Raw genomic sequence first — 22,506 nt, 5'->3', positions numbered from 1 at the left:
GTCGAACGACGACGGACCCAGCCCTCCAGCACCACCCTCTGGGCATCGGTCAACGACAACGGCGGGATCTTCGGTCCAGGACGACTCACACCCCAACCAACGACAAACCTCCGACTCAGGTCACTAGCGCCGGGGTCGGGGGGCGGGTCCTGCGAGATGGTCGAGACCCACCAGGGTCAGCAGGGCACGCACCCCGGGGCCGGCGTTGACCACCCGTATCCCCCGCCCGGCCCGGCGCGCGGCCAGCCGCAGCCGGGCCAGGGCCTCGACCACGGCGAGATCGGCCCGCTCCACCGCCGCGAGATCGCAGTCGACGCTCGGGGCCCCCTGCCCGTACAGCTCGCTCAGCCGCGCGCAGAGCGGCGGCACATCGGCGGGGGTGACCCGCGCGGGCAGGACGATCACGGGGCCGGCCGGGGCGGCCTGGCCAGGGGACTCGATGCTCATGTCCTGTGTGACCGGGCGGGCGGGCGTGATTCATCGGTGGGGCGGGCCTGGAGGGAGCGGGTGCTCAGGCCCTGCCGGGGAACTCGTCCGTGGCCAGCTCCAGCCCGAAGGGGTCGGGCAGGCGGACCGGATCGCCGAACCTGCCCGCCCGGAGGACCCGGTAGACCCCGTTCTTCGGCTCGCCATAGAGGGTGATCGTCGGGCCGGCGGGGTCCCATCCGTCGATCAGGAGATAGAGCGGCACTCCGGCGTGGCAGTAGACGTCGGCTTTCCTCGTCCGGTCCTGGCGTGCGTTGGTCGGCGAGGTGATCTCCACGATCAGAGCGGCCGCCTCGGCGGGGACGGTGTATCCCCCCTCCGCACGGAGCACCTCGATGCCGATCACCACGAGGTCCGGGACGAAGAGACTGTCCCGGGACGGAACGACCACGCCCAGCCGCTGACAGATGCCCCAGTCGTCCGGGATGACGGAGTACAGGGGGCGCTGCACGCAGTCGGCGATGAAGTTGTGGGCATTGGACGGCAGGGGCGCCACTGTGACGATCCCCTCGACGATCTCCGTCTTGCAGCCCTCGGGCGCATCCGTCTTCTCGAAGATCTCGACCAGGCGGTCCCAGTCGCTGTCACGGTGCGAGTAGTCGGCGGAGAGTCTGTTCATGGCGGCCTCCTCGGTGTCGGTGCGACGCCGAGTCGAACATGCCGAACGGGACCGGCGCAGTGCTACCGGTCCCGTTCACCCGTACGAGTCGCTATGGAAAAAGCCCAGGTCAGGCCAGACGTTCCAGCACGATCGGGGACGGCGTGAAGTCCGTGCCGGCCGGGGCCACGTCGTACGCCGACTCCAGGGAGGCGAGGGCGTAGTCGAACTTCTCCGGGGTGTCCGTGTGCAGGGTCAGCAGCGGCTGGCCGGCGGTCACGGTGTCGCCGGGCTTGGCGTGGAGTTCGACGCCGGCGCCCGCCTGGACCGGGTCCTCCTTGCGGGCGCGGCCCGCGCCCAGGCGCCAGGCGGCGATACCGATGTCGTACGCGTCCAGGCGGGTGAGGACACCGGAGGCGGGGGCGGTGACGACGTGGTGCTCGCGGGCGACGGGCAGCTCGGCGTCCGGGTCGCCGCCCTGGGCGGAGATCATCCGGCGCCAGACGTCCATCGCGGAGCCGTCGGCGAGGGCCTTCGCCGGGTCGGCGTCCTTCAGGCCGGCCGCGTCCAGCATCTCGCGGGCGAGGGCGAGGGTCAGCTCGACCACGTCGGCGGGGCCGCCGCCGGCGAGGACGTCGACCGACTCGCGGACCTCCAGGGCGTTGCCGGCGGTGAGGCCGAGCGGGGTCGACATGTCGGTGAGCAGCGCGACGGTCTTCACCCCGCTGTCGGTGCCGAGGGCGACCATGGTGGACGCCAGCTCACGGGCGTCCTCGATGTTCTTCATGAAGGCGCCGCTGCCGACCTTGACGTCCAGGACCAGCGAGCCGGTGCCTTCGGCGATCTTCTTGGACATGATGGACGAGGCGATCAGCGGGATCGCCTCGACGGTGCCGGTGACGTCGCGCAGCGCGTAGAGCTTCTTGTCGGCGGGGGCGAGTCCGTCGCCGGCCGCGCAGATCACGGCGCCGGTGGTGTCGAGGACGTCCAGCATCTCCTCATTGGAGAGCAGCGCCCGCCAGCCGGGGATGGACTCCAGCTTGTCGAGGGTGCCACCGGTGTGGCCGAGGCCGCGGCCGGAGAGCTGGGGCACGGCCGCGCCGCAGGCGGCGACGAGCGGGGCGAGCGGCAGGGTGATCTTGTCGCCGACGCCGCCGGTGGAGTGCTTGTCGGAGGTGGGGCGGGAGAGCGAGGCGAAGTTCATCCGCTCACCGGAGGCGATCATCGCGGCGGTCCAGTGGGCGATCTCCGTGCGGTTCATGCCGTTGAGGAGGATGGCCATCGCCAGGGACGACATCTGCTCGTCGGCGACCTCGCCCCGGGTGTACGCGTCGATCACCCAGTCGATCTGCCCGGGGCTCAGCTCGCCCCGGTCCCGCTTGGTGCGGATGACGGAGATGACGTCCATGGGAATTCCTCCAGAGTCGCGGCTCGCGCGCGCTCTACGCGCATAGAGATCGAGGGTAGACGCCACGGCCCCTCCACCGGGGCGGAGGGGCCGTGGCAGGGGTTCACGCCAGATGGGCGGGACCGAAGGGCTGGGGGAGCAGTTCCGCCAGCGTGACGATCCCCGCGGGGGTGTCGAGCAGCAGCCCGGGGCCCCCGAACTCGTACAGGAGCTGACGGCAGCGGCCGCACGGGACCAGCGCGGCGCCCGTGCCGTCCACGCAGGTGAAGTGGGTCAGCCGGCCGCCGCCGGTGGCCTGGAGCGCGGAGACGAGACCGCACTCGGCGCAGAGCGAGAGGCCGTAGGAGGCGTTCTCGACATTGCAGCCGGTCACCGTGCGGCCGTCGGCCACGCGCGCGGCCGCGCCGACCGCGAAGCCCGAGTAGGGCGCGTACGCGTGGGCCATGGCCTCCCGCGCCGCGGCCCGCAGGGCCTCCCAGTCGGCCCCGGCCGTCGTCACTTGCCCTGCCCCTTGCGGTAGCGCATGCCGTCCGCCTTGGGCATCCGCAGCCGTTGCGCGGAGAGCGAGAGCACCAGCAGGGTCACCACGTACGGGGTGGCGGTCACGAACTCGGTGGGCACGGTGTCCGTACCGAGGTACCAGGCCAGCACACCGAGGCCGATGACCAGGCTGATCGACGCCTGGAGCAGGCTCCCGCGGTAGAACTTCCACAGCGCGAGGCCGATCAGGACCACGACCAGGAGCAGCAGCAGCGCGTGGACGGACTGGCCGCCGTTGCGGAGCTGGAGGGCGTCCGCGTAGCCGAAGAGGCCGGCGCCCATGGCGAGGCCGCCGGGCCGCCAGTTACCGAAGATCATCGCGGCGAGGCCGATATAGCCGCGGCCGCCGGTCTGGCCCTCGTTGTAGATGTGCGAGGTGACCAGCGACAGGAAGGCGCCGCCGAGGCCGGCCATACCGCCGGAGACGATCACCGCGATGTACTTGTACTTGTAGACGTTGACGCCCAGCGACTCGGCGGCGATCGGGTTCTCGCCGCAGGAGCGCAGCCGCAGGCCGAACGCGGACTTCCACAGCACCACGAAGGTCGCGACGAAGAGGAGCCCGGCGACGATCGTCAGCAGCGAGAGGTTGGTGACCAGACCGCCGAGGATGCCCGCGAGGTCGGAGACGAAGAACCACTCGTGTTTCTCGATCGACTTCAGCCAGTCGGAGAGCCCGGGGACGGTGATCGTGCCGATGTCGTCGGACGGCGGGGACTGCTTGGGGCTGCCGCCCTTGGCCTGCGCCTCGCCGCTGTTGAACCAGAGCTTGGCGAAGTAGGTGGTGAACCCGAGCGCCAGGATGTTGATCGCGATACCGGAGATGATGTGGTCGACGCCGAAGGTGACCGTGGCGACCGCGTGCAGCAGACCGCCGAGCATGCCGCCCAGCACACCGGCGAGGACACCGATCCAGGGGTTGGTCTGCCAGCCGGCCCAGGCACCGAAGAAGGTGCCGAGGATCATCATGCCTTCGAGGCCGATGTTGACCACACCGGCGCGCTCGGCCCACAGGCCGCCGAGACCGGCGAGACCGATCGGCACCGCCATGGAGAGCGCGGCGCTGATCTGGCCGGAGGAGGTGACGTCCTGCGCGCCGGTGATGGCGCGGACCGCGGACAGGGCGAGCAGCACGCCCGCGATGATCAGCAGGATGACGGGGAAGGAGAGGCGGACGCGGCCGCCCTTGCCGCCGGCCACCTTGGGGGCCGCGGGCGGCGGGGTGGAAGTCGCCGTGGCACTCACGCCGACACCTCCTGCTGGTCGGAGTTACGGGCCTGGGCGGCGAGCTTGGCGCCGACCTGCCGCTGCTGGAGCTTGAGGCCGTAGCGGCGCACCACCTCGTAGGCGATGACGACACACAGGACGATGACGCCCTGGATCACGCCGACGATCTCCTTGTCGTAGCCCTGGAATTCGAGCTGACCGCTGCCGCGCTCCAGGAAGGCCCAGAGGATCGCGCCGAGGGCGATGCCGATGGGGTGGTTGCGGCCGAGCAGGGCGATGGCGATGCCGGTGAAGCCGATGCCGAGCGGGAAGTCGCCGCTGTACTCGTAGCTCTCGTTGAGCAGGGTCGGCATGCCGACCAGGCCCGCCATGGCGCCGGAGATCAGCATGGAGGTGACGACCATGCGCTTGACGTTGACGCCGCTGGCCTCGGCGGCGGAGCCGGACTGGCCGACGGTGCGCAGGTCGAAGCCGAAGCGGGTACGGGAGAGGGTGAACCAGTAGGCGATGCCCGCGACGATCGCGACCACGATGAAGCCCCAGACGGGGGTCGGGGTGGTCGGGAACTCGAAGAAGTGCGCGGACTTGGGCAGCGGCTCGGTGGAGACCTTGGTCCCGGCGGAGTCCAGGTGGCCGAGGCGGCCCTCCTGGAGGAGGTAGCCGATGATCGCGGTGGCGATCGCGTTCAGCATGATCGTGGAGACGACCTCGCTGACGCCCCGGGTGACCTTGAGCAGACCGGCGATGCCGGCCCACATCGCGCCGACGAGCATGGCGCAGATGATGATCATCGGGATCTGGAGCGGGGCCGGCAGGGTCACCGCGCCGCCGACGGCGGCGGCGAAGAAGGCCGCCAGGCGGTACTGGCCGTCGACACCGATGTTGAACAGGTTCATCCGGAAGCCGATGGCGACCGCGAGACCCGCGAGGTAGTAGGTCGTCGCCTTGTTCAGGATGTAGACCTGGCTGTCCGACTTCGACCCGTAGTCGAACATGATCTGGAAGGCGTTGAACGGCTCCTTGCCGGTCGCCAGCAGCACCACGGACGTGACGAGGAACGCCACGACGATCGCGAGCAGCGGGGCGGCGATCCCCAGGAGCACCCGCTCCTTGTCGAACTTCTTCATCGGTCCTCTCCCCCGTTCCGGGGGTCGCCGGCGCCGGTGGCGCCGTCCTCGTGGTGTTCCAGATGGCCGCTGGCCGCGCCGGTCATGGCGGAACCCAGCTCCTCGGGGGTGATGTCGGCGGGGTCGGCGTCCGCGACCAGCCGGCCCCGGTACATCACCCGCAGGGTGTCGGAGAGCCCGATCAGCTCGTCCAGGTCCGCGGAGATCAGCAGCACGGCCAGGCCCTCGCGGCGCGCCTCGCGGATCTGGTCCCAGATCTGCGCCTGCGCGCCGACGTCCACGCCCCGGGTGGGGTGGGCGGCGATCAGCAGCTTGGGGTTGTGGCTCATCTCGCGGCCGACGATCAGCTTCTGCTGGTTGCCGCCGGAGAGCGAGGCCGCGGTGACGTCGATGCCGGGGGTGCGGACGTCGTACTCGCGCACGATCCGCTCGGTGTCGGCGCGGGCGGCCTTGATGTCGAGGAAGGCGCCCTTGCTGTTGGGCTTCTCGCTGACGTGGCCGAGGATGCGGTTCTCCCAGAGCGGGGCTTCCAGCAGCAGGCCGTGCCGGTGGCGGTCCTCGGGGATGACTCCGATGCCGTCCTCGCGCCGCCGGCGGGTGGAGATCCGCGCGATGTCCTGGCCGTCGAGGACGAGGGTGCCGCTGTCCAGGACGCGCATGCCCATGATCGCCTCGACCAACTCGGACTGGCCGTTGCCCTCCACGCCCGCGATGCCCAGGACCTCGCCCTTGTGGATGGTGAAGCCGATGCCGTCGAGCACGGCCCGGACCACGCCGTCGGGGTCGGTCGCGGTGAGCCGCAGCCCCTCGACGGTCAGCATCGGAACCTCGGTCACGGTCGACTCGCGGGTCTCCGGCGACGGCAGCTCGCTGCCCACCATCAGCTCGGCGAGCTGCTTGGGGGTGGTCGACGCGGGGTCGGCGGTGCCGACGGTCGTGCCCCGGCGGATCACCGTGATCTCGTCGGCGACGGAGAGCACCTCGCCCAGCTTGTGCGAGATGAAGATGACCGTCAGGCCCTCCGCCTTCAGCTCGCGCAGGTTGTCGAAGAGCGCGTCGACCTCCTGCGGGACCAGTACGGCGGTCGGCTCGTCCAGGATCAGGGTGCGGGCGCCCCGGTAGAGGACCTTGAGGATCTCCACGCGCTGGCGGTCGGCGACACCCAGGTCCTCGACCATGGCGTCGGGCCGCACATTGAGGCCGTACGCGTCCGAGATCTCCTTGATCTTCGCGCGCGCCCGGTCGCCGATCCCGTGCAGCTTCTCCGAACCGAGAACGACGTTCTCCAGGACGGTGAGGTAGTCGGCGAGCATGAAGTGCTGGTGCACCATGCCGATGCCGCGGGTGATGGCGTCACCGGGGTTGTGGAACGAGACCTGCTCGCCGTCGATGGTGATGGTGCCCTCGTCCGGCTTCTGCATGCCGTAAAGGATCTTCATCAGGGTCGACTTGCCCGCGCCGTTCTCACCCACGAGGGCGTGGACGGTACCGCGGGCCACGGTGATGTCGATGTCGTGATTGGCCACGACGCCGGGGAAGCGTTTGGTGATGCCGCGCAGTTCGACGGCGTTGGGGCTGCCGGGCTGTTCAGCGGCGCTGCTGGACGGTTTGATGGCGCACTCTCCAGGACAGGAGCGGAGGAGCAGAGGCGGGTCGGTGGCGAAAACTATCGCGTCGAACAAAAACTACGCGCGTAGCGCCACTGAATCGTTGAAGAACGGGCGCACGGAGGGGGTTGCGAAGGGGGTTCGCGCACGCGCGTCGGGGCCCGGGAGGGCGGCACGGCCGCACTCGTCCGGGCCCCGAGGGTGACGGGATCAGGTCGTGGTGCGGACCTTGATCTGGCCGTCGACGATCTTCTTCTTCGCCTCGTCCAGCTTGGGCTGGATGTCCTTCAGGTGGTCACCCGTGGTGGTGAGGCTGACACCGTCCTCCGCGAGGGAGTAGGTGTGGACGCCGGTCAGCGGCTTGCCGTCCTTGACGGACTTGGCCAGCTCGAAGACGCCGGTGTCGACGTTCTTGACGACCGAGGTCAGGATCGAGGAGGCGTACTTCGACAGCGCCGGGTCCTTGGCCTGGTCGGAGTCGACGCCGATCGCCCAGGTGCCCTTCTTGCCCGCGACGGCCTCGATCGCGCCGGCACCGGAGCCACCGGCGGCGGTGTAGATCACGTCGATGCCCTTGTCGAGCATGCCCTGGGCGGCGGCCTTGCCCTTGTCCGGGGCGCCGAAGCCGGAGAGGTCCGTACCGGTGGTCAGGTACTGGATCTGGACCGACGCCTTCGGGTTGGTCTCCAGGACGCCCTGCTCGAAGCCGGCCGCGAACTTCTTGATCAGCGGCAGGTCGACGCCGCCGATGAAGCCGACCTTGCCGTCCTTGGACTTCAGGGCGGCGGCGACACCGGCGAGGTAGGAGCCCTGCTCCTCGGTGAAGACGATGCTGTCGACGTTCTTGGCGTCGGAGACCGAGTCCACCAGACCGAAGGTGGTCTTCGGGAACTTGCCCGCGACCTTGTCGATCGAGTCCTTGTAGGCGAAGCCGACACCGATGACGGGGTTGAAGCCGCCCTCCGCCAGCGACGCGAGGCGGGCCTCACGGTCGGCGGGGGTCTCGCCGTGCTTGGCGGTCAGCTCCTTGGTCTCGGCGCCCAGCTCGGCCTTGGCCTTGTCCAGGCCACGGGCGGCGGAGTCGTTGAAGGAGTTGTCGCCACGGCCGCCGACGTCGTAGGCCATACCGATCTTCAGCTTGCCGCTGTTGTCCGACGAGCCCGTGTCCTCGGTGGACGACTCGCCGCAGGCGGTGGCGGTAACAGCGAGGGCCGCGGTCGCGATGCACGCAGCAGTGATCTTGGATACCCGGCGCAAGAGGAGGGGTCCCTTCGAGACTGACCGAAAGCGCCTCTTCCGGCGCTGGTTTTGCCGCGATCGTAACGCGCGTAGATGTCAGTTAAAGCCCTGTTCATGAGTCGTTATCGGATCGTCGCGTACAGGGCTCGCGGGCGACTCAGAGTAGCCCCACGGGTACGAATGCGGCACACGGAAAGCGGCCGTACCGGGGCTCATCGGTCCCGGTCGGGGGGCCTGGGGGGCTGCGGGGGCCCGGGGGGCTGCGGACGGCTGCGGGGGGCTGCGGGCGGCGAGGAGCCCCGGGCCCGGGGGGATCCGGGGCCGGGGCTCGGGGCGCGGCGGCCGTGTCGGGAGCTGTGGCCGACGGCCGATGGTGTCGGGGGGCGTCAGGAGCGGGGGACGTCCAGCAGGGCCGCCGCCGTGAACAGCTCCACGCCGACCTCGATCGCGTACTCGTCCACGTCGAAGTCGCCCCGGTGCAGATCGCGCTGTGCACCGTCCCCGGGCGTGCGCACCCCCAGCCGGGCCATCGCACCCGGGACCTGCTCCAGATACCAGGAGAAGTCCTCCCCGCCCAGACTCTGCTCGGTGTCCTCGACGGAGTAGACGCCCCGGCGGGCCGTCTGCGCCTCGCGGAGCAGCTCCGTGACGACCGGGTCGTTCACCACCGGCGGGACCCCGCGCACATAGGTGACCTCGGACTTCGCCCCGTAGAGCTGCGCGATCTCGTCCACGGCGGCGTGCACCAGGTCGGGGGCCGCGTGCCAGCTGGGCAGGTCGAGGCAGCGGACGGTGCCGGACAGCTCCGCGTGCTGCGGGATGACGTTGCAGGCGTGGCCGGCCTCGATCCGGCCCCAGGTGACGGAGAGCCCGGAGCGCGCGTCGACCCGGCGGGAGAGCAGGGCGGGGACGTCGGAGACCACCTTCGCCGCCGCCATGACCAGGTCGGTCGTCAGATGCGGGCGGGCGGTGTGGCCGCCGGGCCCGTCCAGGCTGATCTCCAGCCGGTCGCAGGCGGAGGTGATGGGTCCGGGCCGCAGCCCGATGACACCGGCGTCCACCTTCGGGTCGCAGTGCACCCCGATGATCTTGCCGACGCCGCGCAGCACCCCGGACTCGATGGCGTCCGTGGCGCCGCCGGGCAGGACCTCCTCGGCGGGCTGGAAGATCAGCCGGACCGGGCGGGGCAGCAGTCCCTGGCGGTGCAGCCCGGCGAGGACCAGGCCGGCGCCGAGCACGGCCGTGGTGTGGACGTCGTGGCCGCAGGCGTGGGCGCGGTCGGGGACGGTGGAGCGGTAGGGGACGCCGGTCTTGGTGTCCGGGATGGGCAGCGCGTCGAGGTCGGCGCGCAGGGCGAGCAGGGGTGTTTCCCCGGTCAGGGGCCCGTCGCCGGGCCGGTCCTGGCCGCCGTCCCGGTTCCGGTCCCGGTCCATGTCCCGGTCGCGGTCTCGGTCCCTGTCTCGTACGCCACTGGTGTCCCGTAGGCCGATGTCGTCCCGTACGCCGATGTCACACATGAGCCCGGTGCCCGTGGCGAGCACCCGTGGCCGCAGACCGGCCCGCTCAAGGCGCGCCTTGAGGGCCGCGGTGGTACGGAATTCCTGGTTCCCCAACTCGGGGTGCATGTGGATATCGCGACGGAAGGCGATCAGCTCGTCGCGGAGGGCGGTGGACAACGTGCCGGGAAGTACGGCGCTCCCGGGCAGATCGGTTTCGGGGTCGCGGGACATCAGCTTGTTCACCTGTTGAAGAGTAGGCCCAGATGGGTGCCAACTGGCCACTGATCAACAAAAGTTCAATCCGATAGGGGAAAGAAACACGGTCCGGAGGGGCATGATCACAGGCTGCCGTGGGTAGACTGCGCGCCCCTCTCGAACGTACCCCACCTGGGGGGACCCCGCCCGGGAGACGGCCCCGGGCCCCCGGGGAGGCCCCGGCCACCCGGATGGGTGGCCGGAATATCACCAGCCCTCCTCCAGACCGGCTTCGGGATCCCTTCAGGCGGGCGCCGGAAGCCGCCGTACGCCCCGGGCGGAGCCGGTGATCCCCGCGAGGAAGCCCTCGGCCCGGGGCGAGGCCCCGTCCCGGAGCCACTGCGGCGCGATGTCGCAGACGGCGACCTGGACGGAGGTGCCGGCGAGCGCGAGCGGCAGGGTGTGCACCACGGTGGACGGGAAGCTGAGCACGGTGGCGGCGGTGGGGCCCCGGCGGGCGACCAGCTCCAGCGGCAGCTCGGGGCGGACGATCTCCAGGCCGGTGAGCCGGGCCAGCCGCTGGAGCTTGTCCGGGCTCTCCCGCCGGTGGGCGAGGTAGCGGCGGGCCCCGTGCGTACGGGCCAGCCGGTGCACGGCGTCCGCGTACCGGCCCGGGTCGACGACACCGGTCTCCACCAGCGACGTGCCGACCAGGTCGGCCCCGGGGAGCACGGTCGGCGGCCCGAAGCGGGCCCGGGTCCAGGCGAAGTCGTTGCGGGTGACGGTGGTGTGCGCGGTGGGCTCCACGGGCATCGCGGTGAAGATCTCCAACGGCCGCCCCGGCGCGGGCGCCAGGCGTCGGCGGGCCAGCGCGGAGACCGGGGCCAGGAGCCGTTCCCGGGCGCCGCCGGTACCGCGCCGGTGCCAGCGCACCAGCCGTTCGCCCCGGGCGAGCTGGCCGGAGAACTCCAGGGTCGCGGTGCCGTCGTCCACGACCGTCAGCTCCTGGTGGTCGCCCGCGAGGGTGAGCAGCATGTGCACATAGCGCGAGAAGGGGTCGCCGATGACGATCCGGCCGGCCCGGCGCAACAGGGGCGTCAGCTCGCGGACGGCCCGCAGGGGGGCGGTGGTTCCGCCCCTGGCCTCCTGCCAGCGGACGGTGTGGCCCTCGTCGCGGGCCAGCTCGGCCATCCGGCGGAGCTGGCCCCGGGAGAGCGGATCGGCGGGCGACAGCACCACCAGGGTCAGCGGCACGGCGCCGCCGGCGGCCGTGGGGTCGGCGGTCGCGGGGGCGCCGGACGTAAGGGCGTCGGTCGCGGGGGCGGCGGACGCGAGGCTGTCGGACGTGGGGGCGTACGGCCGGGCATGGGCCCACTCCAGGACGTTGAGGAGCTGGACCGGGCTCTCGACGAAGGCGAGATTCACTGGGATCACCTCGTGCAGGGGGCGGGGTGGGTTGCAGCGGTACGGGGTGGTTCGGCGGTGCGGGGCGGTTCGGGGGTACGGCGTGGGGCGCGCGGGCGGGGTGCCCCGGAGAGGTTCCGGGGCACCCCGGCACGCGGCGGGGCTCAGACCGCGACGGCCTCGCGGTCCGGCGCGACCTCGACGGCCCCCGTCCCCGCTTCCGAGGCCCCCGGGGTCTCCGGGGTCTCCGTGTCGGCGACGACGCCCGCGACCCGGCGGAGCTTGCGCATCGGGGCGAGTTCGGACTCGTACACCCGCTTCACGCCGTCCCCGAGCGCGGACTCGATCGTCCGGATGTCCCGGACCAGCCGCTGGAGCCCGCCGGGCTCGACGGACGCCGCCTGGTCGGAGCCCCACATCGCGCGGTCGAGCGTGATGTGCCGCTCCACGAAGACCGCGCCGAGGGCGACGGCGGCGAGGGTGGTCTGAAGACCCGTCTCGTGGCCGGAGTAGCCGATCGGGACGTTCGGGTACTCGCCCTGGAGGGTCCGGATGACGTTCAGGTTCAGCTCCTCCGCACGGGCCGGGTAGGTCGAGGTGGCGTGGCAGAGGACGATGTTGTCGCTGCCGAGCACCTCGACCGCGTGCCGGATCTGCCGGGGCGTCGACATCCCGGTGGAGAGGATGACCGTCTTCCCGGTGGCCCGCAGGGCGCGCAGCAGCTCGTCGTCGGTGAGCGAGGCGGAGGCCACCTTGTGCGCGGGGACGTCGAACCGCTCCAGGAAGGCGACGGCCTCGGTGTCCCACGGCGAGGCGAACCAGTCGATGCCGCGCCGGGCGCAGTGCTCGTCGATCCGGCGGTACTCCTCCTCGCCGAACTCGACCCGGTGGCGGTAGTCGATGTAGGTCATCCGGCCCCAGGGGGTGTCGCGCTCGATGTCCCACTGGTCGCGCGGGGTGCAGATCTCCGGGGTGCGCTTCTGGAACTTGACGGCGTCGCACCCCGCCTCGGCGGCGGCGTCGATGAGCGCGAGGGCGTTCTCCAGGTCGCCGTTGTGGTTGATGCCGATCTCGCCCGTGACATAGACGGGGCGGCCCGGCCCGGCGGTCCTGGTGCCGAGGGTGCGCAGACGGGACGTGCTCATGGGGTGGTTCCTTACGTCGCTGGGTACGTCGCTGGGTTCAGCTGGGACAGGGGAAGGTCGAAAGGGAGTACGGGGTACGGGGTACGGGGAAGGGGTCACGGTCCGGGGCTCAGGCGTCGTCCCCGGTGGTGAGCGAGGGTCCGAGGAGCCAGCCGGCGATCTCGCGGACCGCCCCCCGGCCGCCGGGCGTCGCGGTGACCGCCCGCGCCACCGCCCGGAGGGGCCCGTGCGCGTCGGCGACGGCCACCGGCCAGCCGACGATCCCGAAACAGGGCAGGTCGTTGACGTCGTTGCCGGCGTAGAGCACCCGCTGCGGATCGATGCCGTGCTCGTCGCACCAGCGCTTGAGCGCCAGGTCCTTCCGGTCGACGCCCTGGAGTACGGGGATCCGCAGCTTGAGGCCCCGGGCGGCGACGACCGGGTTCCGCTCGGTGGAGAGGATCAGCAGGTCGAGCCCGGCCTCGCGGAGCCGGGCGACGGCGAGCCCGTCGCCCCGGTGGACGGCGACGGTCTCGCGCCCCTCGGCGTCGATCCAGACCCGGTCGTCGGTCTGGGTGCCGTCGAAGTCGAGGACGACGGCGTCGATGTCGGCGCGGGTGGGGAGGCCGGACGGGGCGGGCAGGTCCCCGGTGTCGAGCAGCGGGGCGAGGGCGTGGGCACGGTCCAGGTCGTGGGGCTCGTCCACCTCCAGGACCCGGGCGGGGTCGGTGGGAACGAGCGCCGTGCGGCCGAAGAAGCGGTGCCGGGCGGTACGGAAGCCCACGGCGTCCATGGCGTAGGCGGCACCGGTCTCCAGGAAGTCCCGGGGGCGGTCCTGGCGGCGGGGGCGGTGGCCCGGGTCGTGGTTGACGCCGGTGCCGCAGCCCGTACCGCCCGTACTGCCGGTGCCGCCGCCCGTACCGCCCGTATCGCCGGTGCCGCTTTCCCCGCCGGCCGGGCCGCCGGCTTCCGCGCGCCAGACGAAGCCGTGGAACGGGGCCACGGTCACCGCGCTGTCCGCGCCGTCCTCCACCACGGCCGCCGCCACGGCCGCGATCTCGTCCCGGGTGAGGAACGGGCTGGTGCACTGCACCAGCAGCACCGCCCGCACCGGCCGCCCGTGTTCCGCCTCGAACGCGTCCAGGGCGTGCAGCACGGCCGCCTCGCTGGTCGCGGTGTCGTCGGCGAGCGTGGCGGGGCGGGAGACCGTCAGCGCGCCCGCCGCCCGCGCGGCGGCGGCGATCGCCGGGTCGTCGGTGGAGACGACGACATCGGTCACCGGGCGGGCGGCCAGCGCCTCCCGTACGGCGCGGGCGACCAGCGGCACACCGCCCACGGGGGCGAGGTTCTTGCCCGGGACGCCCTTCGAGCCGCCCCGGGCGGGGATCACGGCGAGGACGGTCATCGGCTGTTCTCCTGACATGGTCGGCCGGTTTCCGGCGGCTACGGGCATGACGGGTACGGGGGCGGGGGCAGGTACGGGGGCGGAGCCAGGGGCGGGTACGGGCGCGGAGGGCTCGCATGCGGAGGGCCCGGGGGCGGGGGCGGAGGGCTCCGGGACGGGTGGGCTCACAGCTCCCCCATCCGCCGGATCACGGGCGCGACCCGCTGCACGCCCTGCCGGTACGCGCCGCGCGCGGCCCCCCGTACCGCGTCGCGCACCACCCGCCGTACGCCGCCGCTCTCCGCCGCCGGCTCCTGGCCCGCGAGCGGGGTGCCGTCGGGTGCCAGCCGGTACCGGGCGAGGACACCGGGCAGATAGCCGGGCGCGCTGACCGGGGTGTAGTACGGCGTGATGGGCGGCAGCGGCGGCCCGTCCAGCAGCGCGGCCAGGCGCCGCCGGGCGGTGTCGAAGGCCGTCCCGTACCCCCCGTCGGCGGCCACCCCCTGAAGGGCGAGCCAGTCGGGGTCCGGCGCCGGGCGGTGGCCGGCGTCGAGCCGGTCGAAGGAGGTGAGCAGCCCGGAGCCGATGAAGTGGTGGTTGCCGTGCGCCTCGCGGACGCCGAGGTCGGTGAGGACGGCGGTGGGGATGCCCCGGTGCAGGGACTCCAGCGCGGCCGTGGACGAGACGGTGACCAGCAGATCCGTCCGGTCCAGGAGTTCGCCCATGTTGCCGTGGACGAACCGCAGGTTGGGGGGTGGCCCGCCGGGCACCCGGGCGATCAGCCGCTGGTACGGGTGTTCCTCCAGGTGGGTGGTGTGCTCACCGGGGCGGGAGCGGAGTTTGACCAGGACCTCGCGCCCGGGGTGGAGCCGGGCGTGCCCGATCAGCCGGCGCAGCACGTACAGCCGGTCGGCGCGGCTCGCGGGCACGGACGGCTGGGTGGCGAAGACGAGGGTGTCCCGGCCCGGTTCGGGCCGGTGGGGGGAGCCGCCGAGGAACGGCAGCGCGGCCTCGGTCACGGCCGACGGATCGGCGCCGACCCCCTCGTACACCGCGCGGAAACGTGCCGCGTCCTGCCGCGAGTTGGCGAGTACGAGATCGGCGCCGTGCCGCAGCAGCAGCCCGTCGGCCAGCTTCTCGTAGACGACACCGACATAGCCGGTGACGACGGCGGGCCGGGTGCCGGGGCCCAGCGCGGCGATCCCGTGCAGCATGGCCTGGACCCCGCCGCCGACCAGCGCGAGGACGACGACGTCGAACCCGCCGCCGGCCACGGCCCGCAGGAACTCGTGCCCCGTCACCTCGCGCGGCGGCTCCGTCCCCGCACCGACCTCGGCGAGCTGACGGGCCGTCGGCGTGGCCCGGCCGCGCAGCAGGAAACCGGTCGGGGCGGGTGATCCGGGGGCGAGCCGGCGCGCGGTCAGCGCGCCCCACTTCCACCGGGTGTCGGAATCGGCGAGTACGGCGACGCGTACGGCCTCGCGGGTAGGTGAAGGCACGTCGAGGACGCTAGAAATCGATTCCGTTTCCCTGCCCAACGCGACGGCAACAGCTGGTTAACAGCGCGCCTACGAATGGCTCCCGGCCCGGTGGGCCCACTGCGCGGAACACGGGAAACGCGATGGTCGCCCTTCGTTCATCCGCCATCCTCCTGATGTCAAGAACATCCGGACCGGCCGCCGATTAACGTCACGCGGGTGGTCAAGCTCTCCGTCATCGTGCCGTTCTACAACGTACGGACATATGCGCCCGACACCCTGCGAAGTCTTCGGCTCAATGCCCGGGACGACTGTGAATTCCTGCTGGTCGACGACTGTTCGACGGACGGGACCACGGAGATCCTCCAGCACGCGGCCGGGGAGCTGCCCGGCGCCCGGCTGCTGCGGCACGAGCGCAACGGCGGCCTGGCGACCGCCCGCAACACGGGCCTGGACGCGGCGCGCGGCGCGTATCTCACCTTCCTCGACGGGGACGACTGGCTGGCCCCCGGCCATCTGGGGCGGCTGCTCGCGGCGGCGGAGGAGCTGGGCTGCGACTTCGTGCGCACCGACCATGTGCAGTGCACGGGCCGGGCGCGCACCGTGCGGCGGGTGCCCGTGGGGCGGCGCGGCGAAGTGCTGAACCCCCGCGACGCCATCCTGCCCGCCGACCGTTCCACCGCCGTGGACTATCCGTACGCCTGGGCCGGGATCTACCGTCGCGAACTGCTGGAAAGAGGGCTGCTGCACTTCACCGACGGACTGCGGACGGCGGAGGACCGGCCCTGGATCTGGCGGCTGCACCGGGACGCGGATTCCTTCGCCGTGGTCGGACTGCTGGGCGTCTTCTACCGCCGGGGAATCGCCTCCTCGCTGACGCAGATAGGCGATGTCCGCCAGCTCGATTTCCTGCCCGCTTTCGACCAGGTGGTAGCGGAAACGGCACGGGATCGGGATTCCGTATCGCTGCTGCCGAAAGCGGTGCGGACCTATTGTGCGGTCATGGCCCACCATCTGCGGTCGGTGGAGCGGTTCGAGCCGTCGGTCGCCCGCCGGCTGCGCTCCCTGGGCGGGGCCGCGCTGCGGCGGATGCCCCAGGACGTGCTGAACGACGTCCTCGACGGCATGGACGCCGAACGGGCGGGTGTGCTGCGCAGGCTGCGCCGGCGCAACCCGCTGGCCGGCGGGGAGGTGGCGGCCTGATGGGCACCGCGCGCACCACGCAACTCTTCTACGCTTCCTCGCTGTACGGGGTCGCCACGCTCGCGGCGGCGCTCGACAGTGGGGCCTTCCCGGCGACGGACCGGCGGCTGCTGCTGATCGCCAACAACGCCGCCACACCGGAGGTCTCGCCACCGGCCGACGCGATGCCGGGCTTCGAGCGGCTGCGGGACCGGTTCGACGGGGTGCTCTCGTGGAACGAGGCCATCGCCCCCTTCCACCCCGGCGGCTGGACCCCGCGCGCCGACGACCGGCCCCTGTGGAGCCGCTATCTGCGGCTGCTGTGGGGACTCGGCGACGACCGGGTGACGCTGGCCGTGGAATCCCTCCAGGTCACCCCGGCGCTGACGATCGCCCAGCTGTTCCCGGACGCCCCGCTCGACGTGTACGCGGACGGGCTGATGAGCTACGGGCCGACGCGGAACCGGATCGACCCCCTGGTGGGCGAGCGGGTGCGGCGGGTGCTCCACCCCGATCTCGTACCGGGGCTGGAACCGCTGCTGCTGGCGGAGTTCGGGGCGGTGGCCGAGGTGGTGCCGTCGGACGCGCTGGTGAAGGTGTTCGGGGAGTTGGCCGAGGCGTCCGGGGAGCCGGCGGAGGCGCATGGGCCCACGGATCAGGACCCGGCCCCGGGGGACGGGCCCGCGCTGCTGCTGGGGCAGTATCTGGCGGCCCTCGGCATCCTCACCCCCGAGGAGGAGGAGGAACTGCATCTGCGGATGGTGCGCGGAGCGGTCGCCCGGGGCCACCGCCGCATCGTCTTCAAGCCGCACCCGACCGCGCCCGCGGCCTGGACCCGCGCCCTGGAACGGGAGGCGGCGGCGCTCGCGGCGGAGCTGACCGTGCTGGACCGCCCGGTCCTCGCGGAGGCGGTGTTCACGCGGCTGCGCCCCTCGCTGGTGGTGGGGTGCTTCTCCACGGCGCTGCTGACGGCGTCCGCGTTCTTCGGACTGCCGGTGGCGCGGGTGGGCACCCGGCCGCTGCTGGACCGGCTGACACCGTACGAGAACAGCAACCGGGTGCCGCTGACGATCGTGGACGCGCTGATTCCGGAGCTGGTGCCGGAGCCGGGCCCGGAAGCGGATACCGAATCGGATACCGAATCGGATACGGCCGGCCGGCCGATCGCGGGTGTCCGGGCGCCGGAAGGTTCGTACGACGACCCGGCCGGGCTGCTGACCGCCGTCGGCTTCGCGATGCAGCCCCGGCTGCGGCCGGACCTGCGGGCGGACGCGGAACGGTTCCTCGCCGCCCGCGCCGGGGACGGCCGCACCCTGCGGTACTTCAAGCGGCGGCGGCTGACCGCGCTCGGGCTGCCGGGCGGACTGCCGGTGCCCCGGGGTGCGGCGGTCCGGCGGATGGTCCGCCGGGCCCGCCGCCTCAAGCGGGCGGCCCTGCGCTGACGGGAAGGGGTACGGGGAGGGGTACGGGGAGCACGGGCCGCGTACCCCTTCGGACCGGGCCCCGGGGGTGTCAGCGGATGCAGTACCAGGTGTCCGGCCCGACGATCCCGTCCTGCGCGATCTGACAGCGCCGCTGCGCCTCGACGACGGCGGCCTTGGTCAGCGGCCCGAAGATGCCGTCGATGGCGTGCGGGAAGACGCCCCAGTGGTCCAGGAGGCACTGAATCTCCCGCACCACGTTCCCGCGCGCGCCCTCCCGCACGATCCGGGTGCTGGTCGAGCTGTACCCCGCCGTCCGGTCGGGGTGCGTCCCCGTGACGGTGCACCGCGCGACCATCCGGGGCAGCGCTCTCGCGCCCGCCCCGGCACCCACCCGCCCGTCGTCCTCGCCGGCACCCTCACCGGCACCTTCGGCGGCGGATTCCCCGGCGGCCTCGCGGGCGCTTCCGCCCACGCCTGCCCCGGCGCCTTCCCCGGCGTCCTCCCCCGTATCGTCGACCGCCGCCGGATCGGCCGCCGCTTGCCCGGTCCGCGCCGGCGCGCTCGCCGCATCCCGGTCCCCGGCCGCCGCCGGCCCGCTCCCGACACCGGTGATCAAGCCGGTGACCAGGGCGAGTACGGTGGCTGCCAGGGCGATGCCCCTGCGTACGCTCATGGTTTCGATTCCTCTCGAAGAGCCTTGACAGGCCGTGGAAGACAGACCCGGGCAGCCTTGTCCGACCCGGATCGGCAAAGGGGTGAGAGGGGTGGAAATGGCCCGATCTATCGGGGTGAATGGCCTGGTCTCGCCCCAGAATGTCTGCCCGTCGAACGGCCGTCGGGACGACGACGGGCCCGGTACGCCGTACAAGGGTCCAAGGTCCCTGTGCGGCGGGCCGCCGAGCGACGCAGGCTTGGCCCTGTAACACCATCCGACGAGCAGATCCGGAAGGGACGGGTGAGCCATGCGGCACCGCACGGTCGCCGACCTGATGACCCCCGTCGCCGTGTGCGTCCAGCGCGGGACGGCGTTCAAGGAGATCGCACGTCTCCTGGACGAGTACGGCATCACGGCCGTACCCGTGATCGACGAGGACGAGCGCCCGGTCGGCGTGGTGTCGGAGGCGGACCTGCTGCGCCGCCAGACGTCCCGGACCACCGCGAGCACCGCCGAGGGGCTGATGTCGAGCCCGGCGATCGTCGCCCGCCCGGACTGGAGCGTGGTGCGGGCGGCCCGGGTCATGGAGGACCACCGGATCAAGCGGCTGCCGGTCGTGGACGACACCGGACGGCTGACCGGCGTGGTCAGCCGGAGCGATCTGCTGCGGCTCTTCCTCCGCCGGGACCGGGCGATCCAGGAGGAGATCCTTGAGGACGTCCTGACCCAGACGCTGGGGCTCTCGCCCTCGGCGCTGACGGTGGACGTCACCGACGGCAGGGTGACGCTCAGCGGGACGGTGGAGCGGCGCAGCGTGCTGCCGGTGTTCGTGCGGCTCTGCGAGAGCGTCGACGGCGTGGTCGAGGTGGTGGACCGCCTGACGTACCCGGACGACGAGGGACCGGACGACCGCGTAGAGGACGACGGCGGCGGCCCGGACGACCGTGACCCGGAAGATCACGCACCGACCGGCCACTGACGCCCGTACCGCGGACAGAACCCGGCGTACGGCCCGACTCGCCTATCGGTCCACAAGAGGAGCCCAGGTCAGGTACTTCACCTGGTCATGGGCCCTTGGGGTCTCCAGATATGAAGCGTGGGGCGCCATTGTGGCCCGCAGGCAACCAGGCGGTGCGGTTTCCCTCCGCACGCCGACGCTTACAAGATCTCGATGTTCGCGCCGGACAGCCGCCTCCGACAGTCCAGCACGTACCGAGCGTGCAGTTCGACCGCCTCGTAGTCGAATGCGTCGTGGTCGACGAGCAGCACCACCGCGTCGGCGGTGAGTGCCTCACCGAGGCGGCGCACCACAGTTCTCCAGCAGCTTGGACAGTTCGGCTTCCTTTCAGGAGGAGACCGGAACCGTACGCTCGACCAGCTGTCCGTAGAAGCCCTCCACCGCCGCCAGGCCATCGGCTGTGGTGCCGGAGACGACCTTCGGGGAGTTCTCCAGCCGCCAGTGCGGGTTGCCGGGGGCGATCCCGCTCAGGGCTGTAGCCGAGGTGGAAGTCCTCGCCCACCCTCAGACCGGAGCCCTCTTCCAGCAGCGGGGCGAGCAGTTCCTCGGTGGTGCCCGGGTAGGTGGTGGACTCCAGCACCACGGTGGCCCGGGCCGCAGGTGCTGCGCAAGCAGCCGGGCCGATGACTCGACGTACGAAAGGTCGGGCACCCCGTCCCGGAGCGGCCGCAGCCGCTCGGCGGAAACATCCTCCACGTACGAGTCGCCGACCGTCAGCCGCCTGATCCGGCGATCGTCCACGTCGTAGCCGACGACACGGTGGCCCACCTCTGCGGCGCGTACAGCCAGTGGCAGCCCCACGTATCCCTGACCGGCGACAACAACATGCATGGCAGCTCCTGCCGATCGCAGTGCTTGAATGGGCCGTCGTTCCTGACCCGCAAGGAGAAGCGCTGTGCCTCTGGTCTCTGTCGTGATGCCGGTGTACAACTCGGCAGCCACTCTCGGCGCGGCGATCCGGTCGGTGCTCACGCAGACCCACAGCGACCTGGAGCTTCTGATCACCGACGACAAGTCTTCCGATGGCTCCATGGACCTGCTCATGGAGTTCGCCCGGCAGGACAAGCGCGTCCTGCCGGAATCGGCACCGGAACAGGGCGGTGCCGGCCGGGCACGGAACCTCGCCATCGAGCGGGCCCGTGGGGATTACGTCGCCTTTCTCGACAGTGACGACATGTGGCTTCCGGAGAAGACCGCGCGGCAGATCGAATTCGCTGCGGCGGGTCGTGCGCCTCTGACGTTCACGTCGTACTTCAAGATGGACGCCGACTACGAGGGTGAGAGCGTCGATTTTGTCCCGAACGGGCGCGTGGTCCGCGCACGGGAACACGTGGACTACCGGGCGATGCTGGTCCGGGACCACATCGGCGCTCTGACCGCCATGTACGACCGCACCGTCCTCGGCACCCGGCTGATGCCGCAGATGCGGAAGCGGCAGGACTACGCCCTGTGGCTGTCGATCATGCGCGACGGCGCTGACGCCCGGGGTCTGACCGAGCCGCTCGCGGTGTACAGGGCCCACCAGGCGGGGTCGCTGTCCTCCAACAAGTTGTCGCTGGTCCGGTACAACTGGGAGCTGTACCGCGAGCACGAGGGGCTGTCGGTCCCCCGGTCGACGCGGGCGCTGGCCGGAGCTGCGTGGCAGTCGCTGCGCAACTCGCGGATCTAGGAATCTCGGCGAGGTCCGGCCAGACATTTTCCGCGCCCGATCTATGAGACGGCCGGTTCCTCGATGCCCCTGTCGCGCAGGAACAACTGGAGCAGCAGACGGCGTTTCGGGTGCGACGCCGTGCTGGCCGGCGGCGAGCGCCTCGCGGCCGTGGACCCATCGGTGCCGGTTCACGATCAAGAGGTCGCCGCGCTGGAGTGTGAAGGCGACCTGACCAGCGACCATCTGGTCCGCAAGCTCTCTGACGGCGCAGGTGTGTGCCTCATCGAGTCCGGGCTCGGTGAGCATCTTGGCTGTGAACCGGACGAACCCGGAGTCCGCCGATTCGCCGTCCAGGACGGGAAACGGTTTGCACTCCTCACCGACGTCGGACAGGTCGAAGAAGCCTCCGTAGGATTTCCACGGATGGGGAATCGCTGCCGCCGCCTTTCACGACACCCCCAGCGCTTCCGGGTTGAGGACGGTCACCTCACGCAGCTCCATGACGAGCTGCGAGGCGACGATCCAGCGCAGCGCGGGGTGGCCATAGGGGAGGCGGCCCCTGGGGGGCGGGCCGCCGAGGCTGCCTTGACCGATCGGCTGGTAAACGGCGCCGCCAAGGCCCCAGGGCACGGGACGGCGAGCCCTGAGGACGGTGAAGCTGCTGCGACCGATGTGAGGGCATTGCCGCACCGAGATCAGGGCACAGGGCCCGCACAGCGGCGGCAGCGTCGTGACCGCCCGCTCGGGCCAGCTCCGGGGCTGGTAGGGCTCGTGCCAGTCGATGAACAGATAGCCGTCTTCGGTGACGCTCGGGGCCCCGCCGCACACCTGGCACTTCAGCTCGGTCATGCACTCTCGCTGTCGGCGCGGGTGCATGCACTCGTAACGCGGACGGCCGTCACCGGGTGAGCCGGACAGGCGAACCCAGAGCACTCCGTGGGCATCGCGGTCCTCGCTCCCGGTGTCCTTGTAGGCGAGCCGCAGACGCGGAAAGCGCTCAACCGTCAGCTCGCTCACAGGACCCGCAACCTCGCCGGTCCAGTGGGCGACGTACGGCACCACAGTGGGGCGGGCGATCATCGTGTCTCGCTTCCCTGGTGGAGGGCCCGGGTCCCGGGCCGCCGGTGAGGGAAGGAAACCGCCTGTCGGCGCGTGAGGGGAGAAGCGTCCAGACGGCATGCACGTGGTTTGCACCCCGTGTAAGCGGTGTGCAAAGACTCGCGTCCCGGTGGGTACGGGCGGGACAATCCTCGTGGCGGA

General features: G+C 71.7%; 20 protein-coding genes and 1 pseudogene. 4 read left to right on the top strand and 17 right to left on the bottom strand.

The genetic code is table 11. The annotated features are described in order from the left end of the window. Positions 1-123 precede the first annotated feature (123 nt). The 13 genes from SYYSPA8_RS25890 to SYYSPA8_RS25830 all read right to left on the bottom strand — a co-directional run bounded on the left by SYYSPA8_RS25890 (position 124) and on the right by SYYSPA8_RS25830 (position 15,337). A complete protein-coding gene (locus SYYSPA8_RS25890) occupies positions 124-447 on the bottom strand; it encodes an STAS domain-containing protein (protein ID WP_323449705.1) in 324 nt (107 codons plus the stop codon). 64 nt (positions 448-511) lie between these two features. Continuing rightward, positions 512-1,105: a Uma2 family endonuclease gene (locus tag SYYSPA8_RS25885; RefSeq protein ID WP_323449704.1), complete on the bottom strand. Its 594-nt coding sequence runs from the start codon at positions 1,103-1,105 to the stop codon at positions 512-514. Positions 1,106-1,214: 109 nt separating this feature from the next. Continuing rightward, a complete protein-coding gene (locus SYYSPA8_RS25880; RefSeq protein WP_323449703.1) occupies positions 1,215-2,492 on the bottom strand; it encodes a thymidine phosphorylase in 1,278 nt (425 codons plus the stop codon). 103 nt (positions 2,493-2,595) lie between these two features. Next, entirely contained in the window at positions 2,596-2,991 is a 396-nt protein-coding gene (locus SYYSPA8_RS25875) for a cytidine deaminase (protein WP_323449702.1), read from the bottom strand. Continuing rightward, entirely contained in the window at positions 2,988-4,277 is a 1,290-nt protein-coding gene (locus tag SYYSPA8_RS25870; protein ID WP_323449701.1) for an ABC transporter permease, read from the bottom strand. The genes SYYSPA8_RS25875 and SYYSPA8_RS25870 overlap by 4 nt, the downstream gene beginning before the upstream one ends. Beyond that, positions 4,274-5,386, bottom strand: coding sequence for an ABC transporter permease (locus tag SYYSPA8_RS25865; RefSeq protein ID WP_323449700.1), 1,113 nt, complete (start codon positions 5,384-5,386; stop codon positions 4,274-4,276). Before SYYSPA8_RS25865 ends, SYYSPA8_RS25870 begins: the two co-directional genes overlap by 4 nt. Beyond that, complete coding sequence (locus SYYSPA8_RS25860; protein WP_323449726.1) at positions 5,383-6,999, bottom strand: ABC transporter ATP-binding protein; 1,617 nt, start codon at positions 6,997-6,999, stop codon at positions 5,383-5,385. The genes SYYSPA8_RS25865 and SYYSPA8_RS25860 overlap by 4 nt, the downstream gene beginning before the upstream one ends. A 204-nt stretch (positions 7,000-7,203) precedes the next feature. Continuing rightward, the gene (locus SYYSPA8_RS25855) at positions 7,204-8,250 is read right to left on the bottom strand and encodes a BMP family lipoprotein (RefSeq protein ID WP_323449699.1); all 1,047 of its coding nucleotides are present in this window, start codon (positions 8,248-8,250) and stop codon (positions 7,204-7,206) included. Between the two features lie 368 nt (positions 8,251-8,618). Then, positions 8,619-9,962, bottom strand: a complete 1,344-nt coding sequence (locus tag SYYSPA8_RS25850; protein WP_323449725.1) for an amidohydrolase — start codon at positions 9,960-9,962, stop codon at positions 8,619-8,621. A 267-nt stretch (positions 9,963-10,229) separates the two neighbouring features. Continuing rightward, a complete protein-coding gene (locus tag SYYSPA8_RS25845) occupies positions 10,230-11,351 on the bottom strand; it encodes a hypothetical protein (RefSeq protein ID WP_323449698.1) in 1,122 nt (373 codons plus the stop codon). Positions 11,352-11,494: 143 nt separating this feature from the next. Then, positions 11,495-12,475: an N-acetylneuraminate synthase family protein gene (locus tag SYYSPA8_RS25840; RefSeq protein ID WP_323449697.1), complete on the bottom strand. Its 981-nt coding sequence runs from the start codon at positions 12,473-12,475 to the stop codon at positions 11,495-11,497. Between the two features lie 109 nt (positions 12,476-12,584). Further along, on the bottom strand, positions 12,585-13,859 hold the full coding sequence (locus SYYSPA8_RS25835; RefSeq protein WP_323449696.1) for an acylneuraminate cytidylyltransferase: 1,275 nt from the start codon (positions 13,857-13,859) through the stop codon (positions 12,585-12,587). A gap of 164 nt (positions 13,860-14,023) precedes the next feature. After that, positions 14,024-15,337 (bottom strand): DUF6716 putative glycosyltransferase, encoded by a 1,314-nt coding sequence (locus SYYSPA8_RS25830; protein WP_323449695.1) that lies wholly within the window; start codon positions 15,335-15,337, stop codon positions 14,024-14,026. Between the two features lie 198 nt (positions 15,338-15,535). Here SYYSPA8_RS25830 and SYYSPA8_RS25825 point away from each other — a divergent pair, with 198 nt between their 5' ends. Both SYYSPA8_RS25825 and SYYSPA8_RS25820 read left to right on the top strand, forming a co-directional pair. After that, positions 15,536-16,519 carry a glycosyltransferase family 2 protein gene (locus SYYSPA8_RS25825; protein ID WP_323449694.1) on the top strand — a complete coding sequence of 328 codons (984 nt, stop codon included), beginning with the start codon at positions 15,536-15,538 and terminating at the stop codon, positions 16,517-16,519. After that, positions 16,519-17,940 (top strand): polysialyltransferase family glycosyltransferase, encoded by a 1,422-nt coding sequence (locus SYYSPA8_RS25820; RefSeq protein ID WP_323449693.1) that lies wholly within the window; start codon positions 16,519-16,521, stop codon positions 17,938-17,940. Before SYYSPA8_RS25825 ends, SYYSPA8_RS25820 begins: the two co-directional genes overlap by 1 nt. 70 nt (positions 17,941-18,010) lie before the next feature. On the opposite strand, the gene SYYSPA8_RS25815 is transcribed toward SYYSPA8_RS25820, so the two are convergent. Then, positions 18,011-18,595 (bottom strand): peptidoglycan-binding domain-containing protein, encoded by a 585-nt coding sequence (locus SYYSPA8_RS25815; RefSeq protein ID WP_323449692.1) that lies wholly within the window; start codon positions 18,593-18,595, stop codon positions 18,011-18,013. A gap of 289 nt (positions 18,596-18,884) precedes the next feature. Here SYYSPA8_RS25815 and SYYSPA8_RS25810 point away from each other — a divergent pair, with 289 nt between their 5' ends. Beyond that, positions 18,885-19,556: a CBS domain-containing protein gene (locus tag SYYSPA8_RS25810; protein WP_323449691.1), complete on the top strand. Its 672-nt coding sequence runs from the start codon at positions 18,885-18,887 to the stop codon at positions 19,554-19,556. A 179-nt stretch (positions 19,557-19,735) separates the two neighbouring features. Here SYYSPA8_RS25810 and SYYSPA8_RS25805 read toward each other — a convergent pair whose 3' ends face one another. Both SYYSPA8_RS25805 and SYYSPA8_RS25800 read right to left on the bottom strand, forming a co-directional pair. Next, positions 19,736-19,885 (bottom strand): hypothetical protein, encoded by a 150-nt coding sequence (locus SYYSPA8_RS25805; RefSeq protein WP_323449690.1) that lies wholly within the window; start codon positions 19,883-19,885, stop codon positions 19,736-19,738. Between the two features lie 40 nt (positions 19,886-19,925). Beyond that, positions 19,926-20,426 (bottom strand): annotated as a pseudogene (locus tag SYYSPA8_RS25800) (NAD(P)-binding domain-containing protein); the annotation flags it as partial. Positions 20,427-20,490: 64 nt separating this feature from the next. Here SYYSPA8_RS25800 and SYYSPA8_RS25795 point away from each other — a divergent pair. Continuing rightward, complete coding sequence (locus SYYSPA8_RS25795; protein ID WP_323449689.1) at positions 20,491-21,264, top strand: glycosyltransferase family 2 protein; 774 nt, start codon at positions 20,491-20,493, stop codon at positions 21,262-21,264. A gap of 429 nt (positions 21,265-21,693) precedes the next feature. Here SYYSPA8_RS25795 and SYYSPA8_RS25790 read toward each other — a convergent pair whose 3' ends face one another. Next, a complete protein-coding gene (locus SYYSPA8_RS25790; protein WP_323449688.1) occupies positions 21,694-22,263 on the bottom strand; it encodes a hypothetical protein in 570 nt (189 codons plus the stop codon). Positions 22,264-22,506: the final 243 nt, after the last annotated feature.

Source organism: Streptomyces yaizuensis, assembly GCF_034961445.1.
GTDB lineage: Bacteria > Actinomycetota > Actinomycetes > Streptomycetales > Streptomycetaceae > Streptomyces > Streptomyces yaizuensis.
The sequence above is the reverse complement of the archived record's forward strand: the minus strand, read 5'-3'. Positions and strand labels throughout refer to the sequence as shown.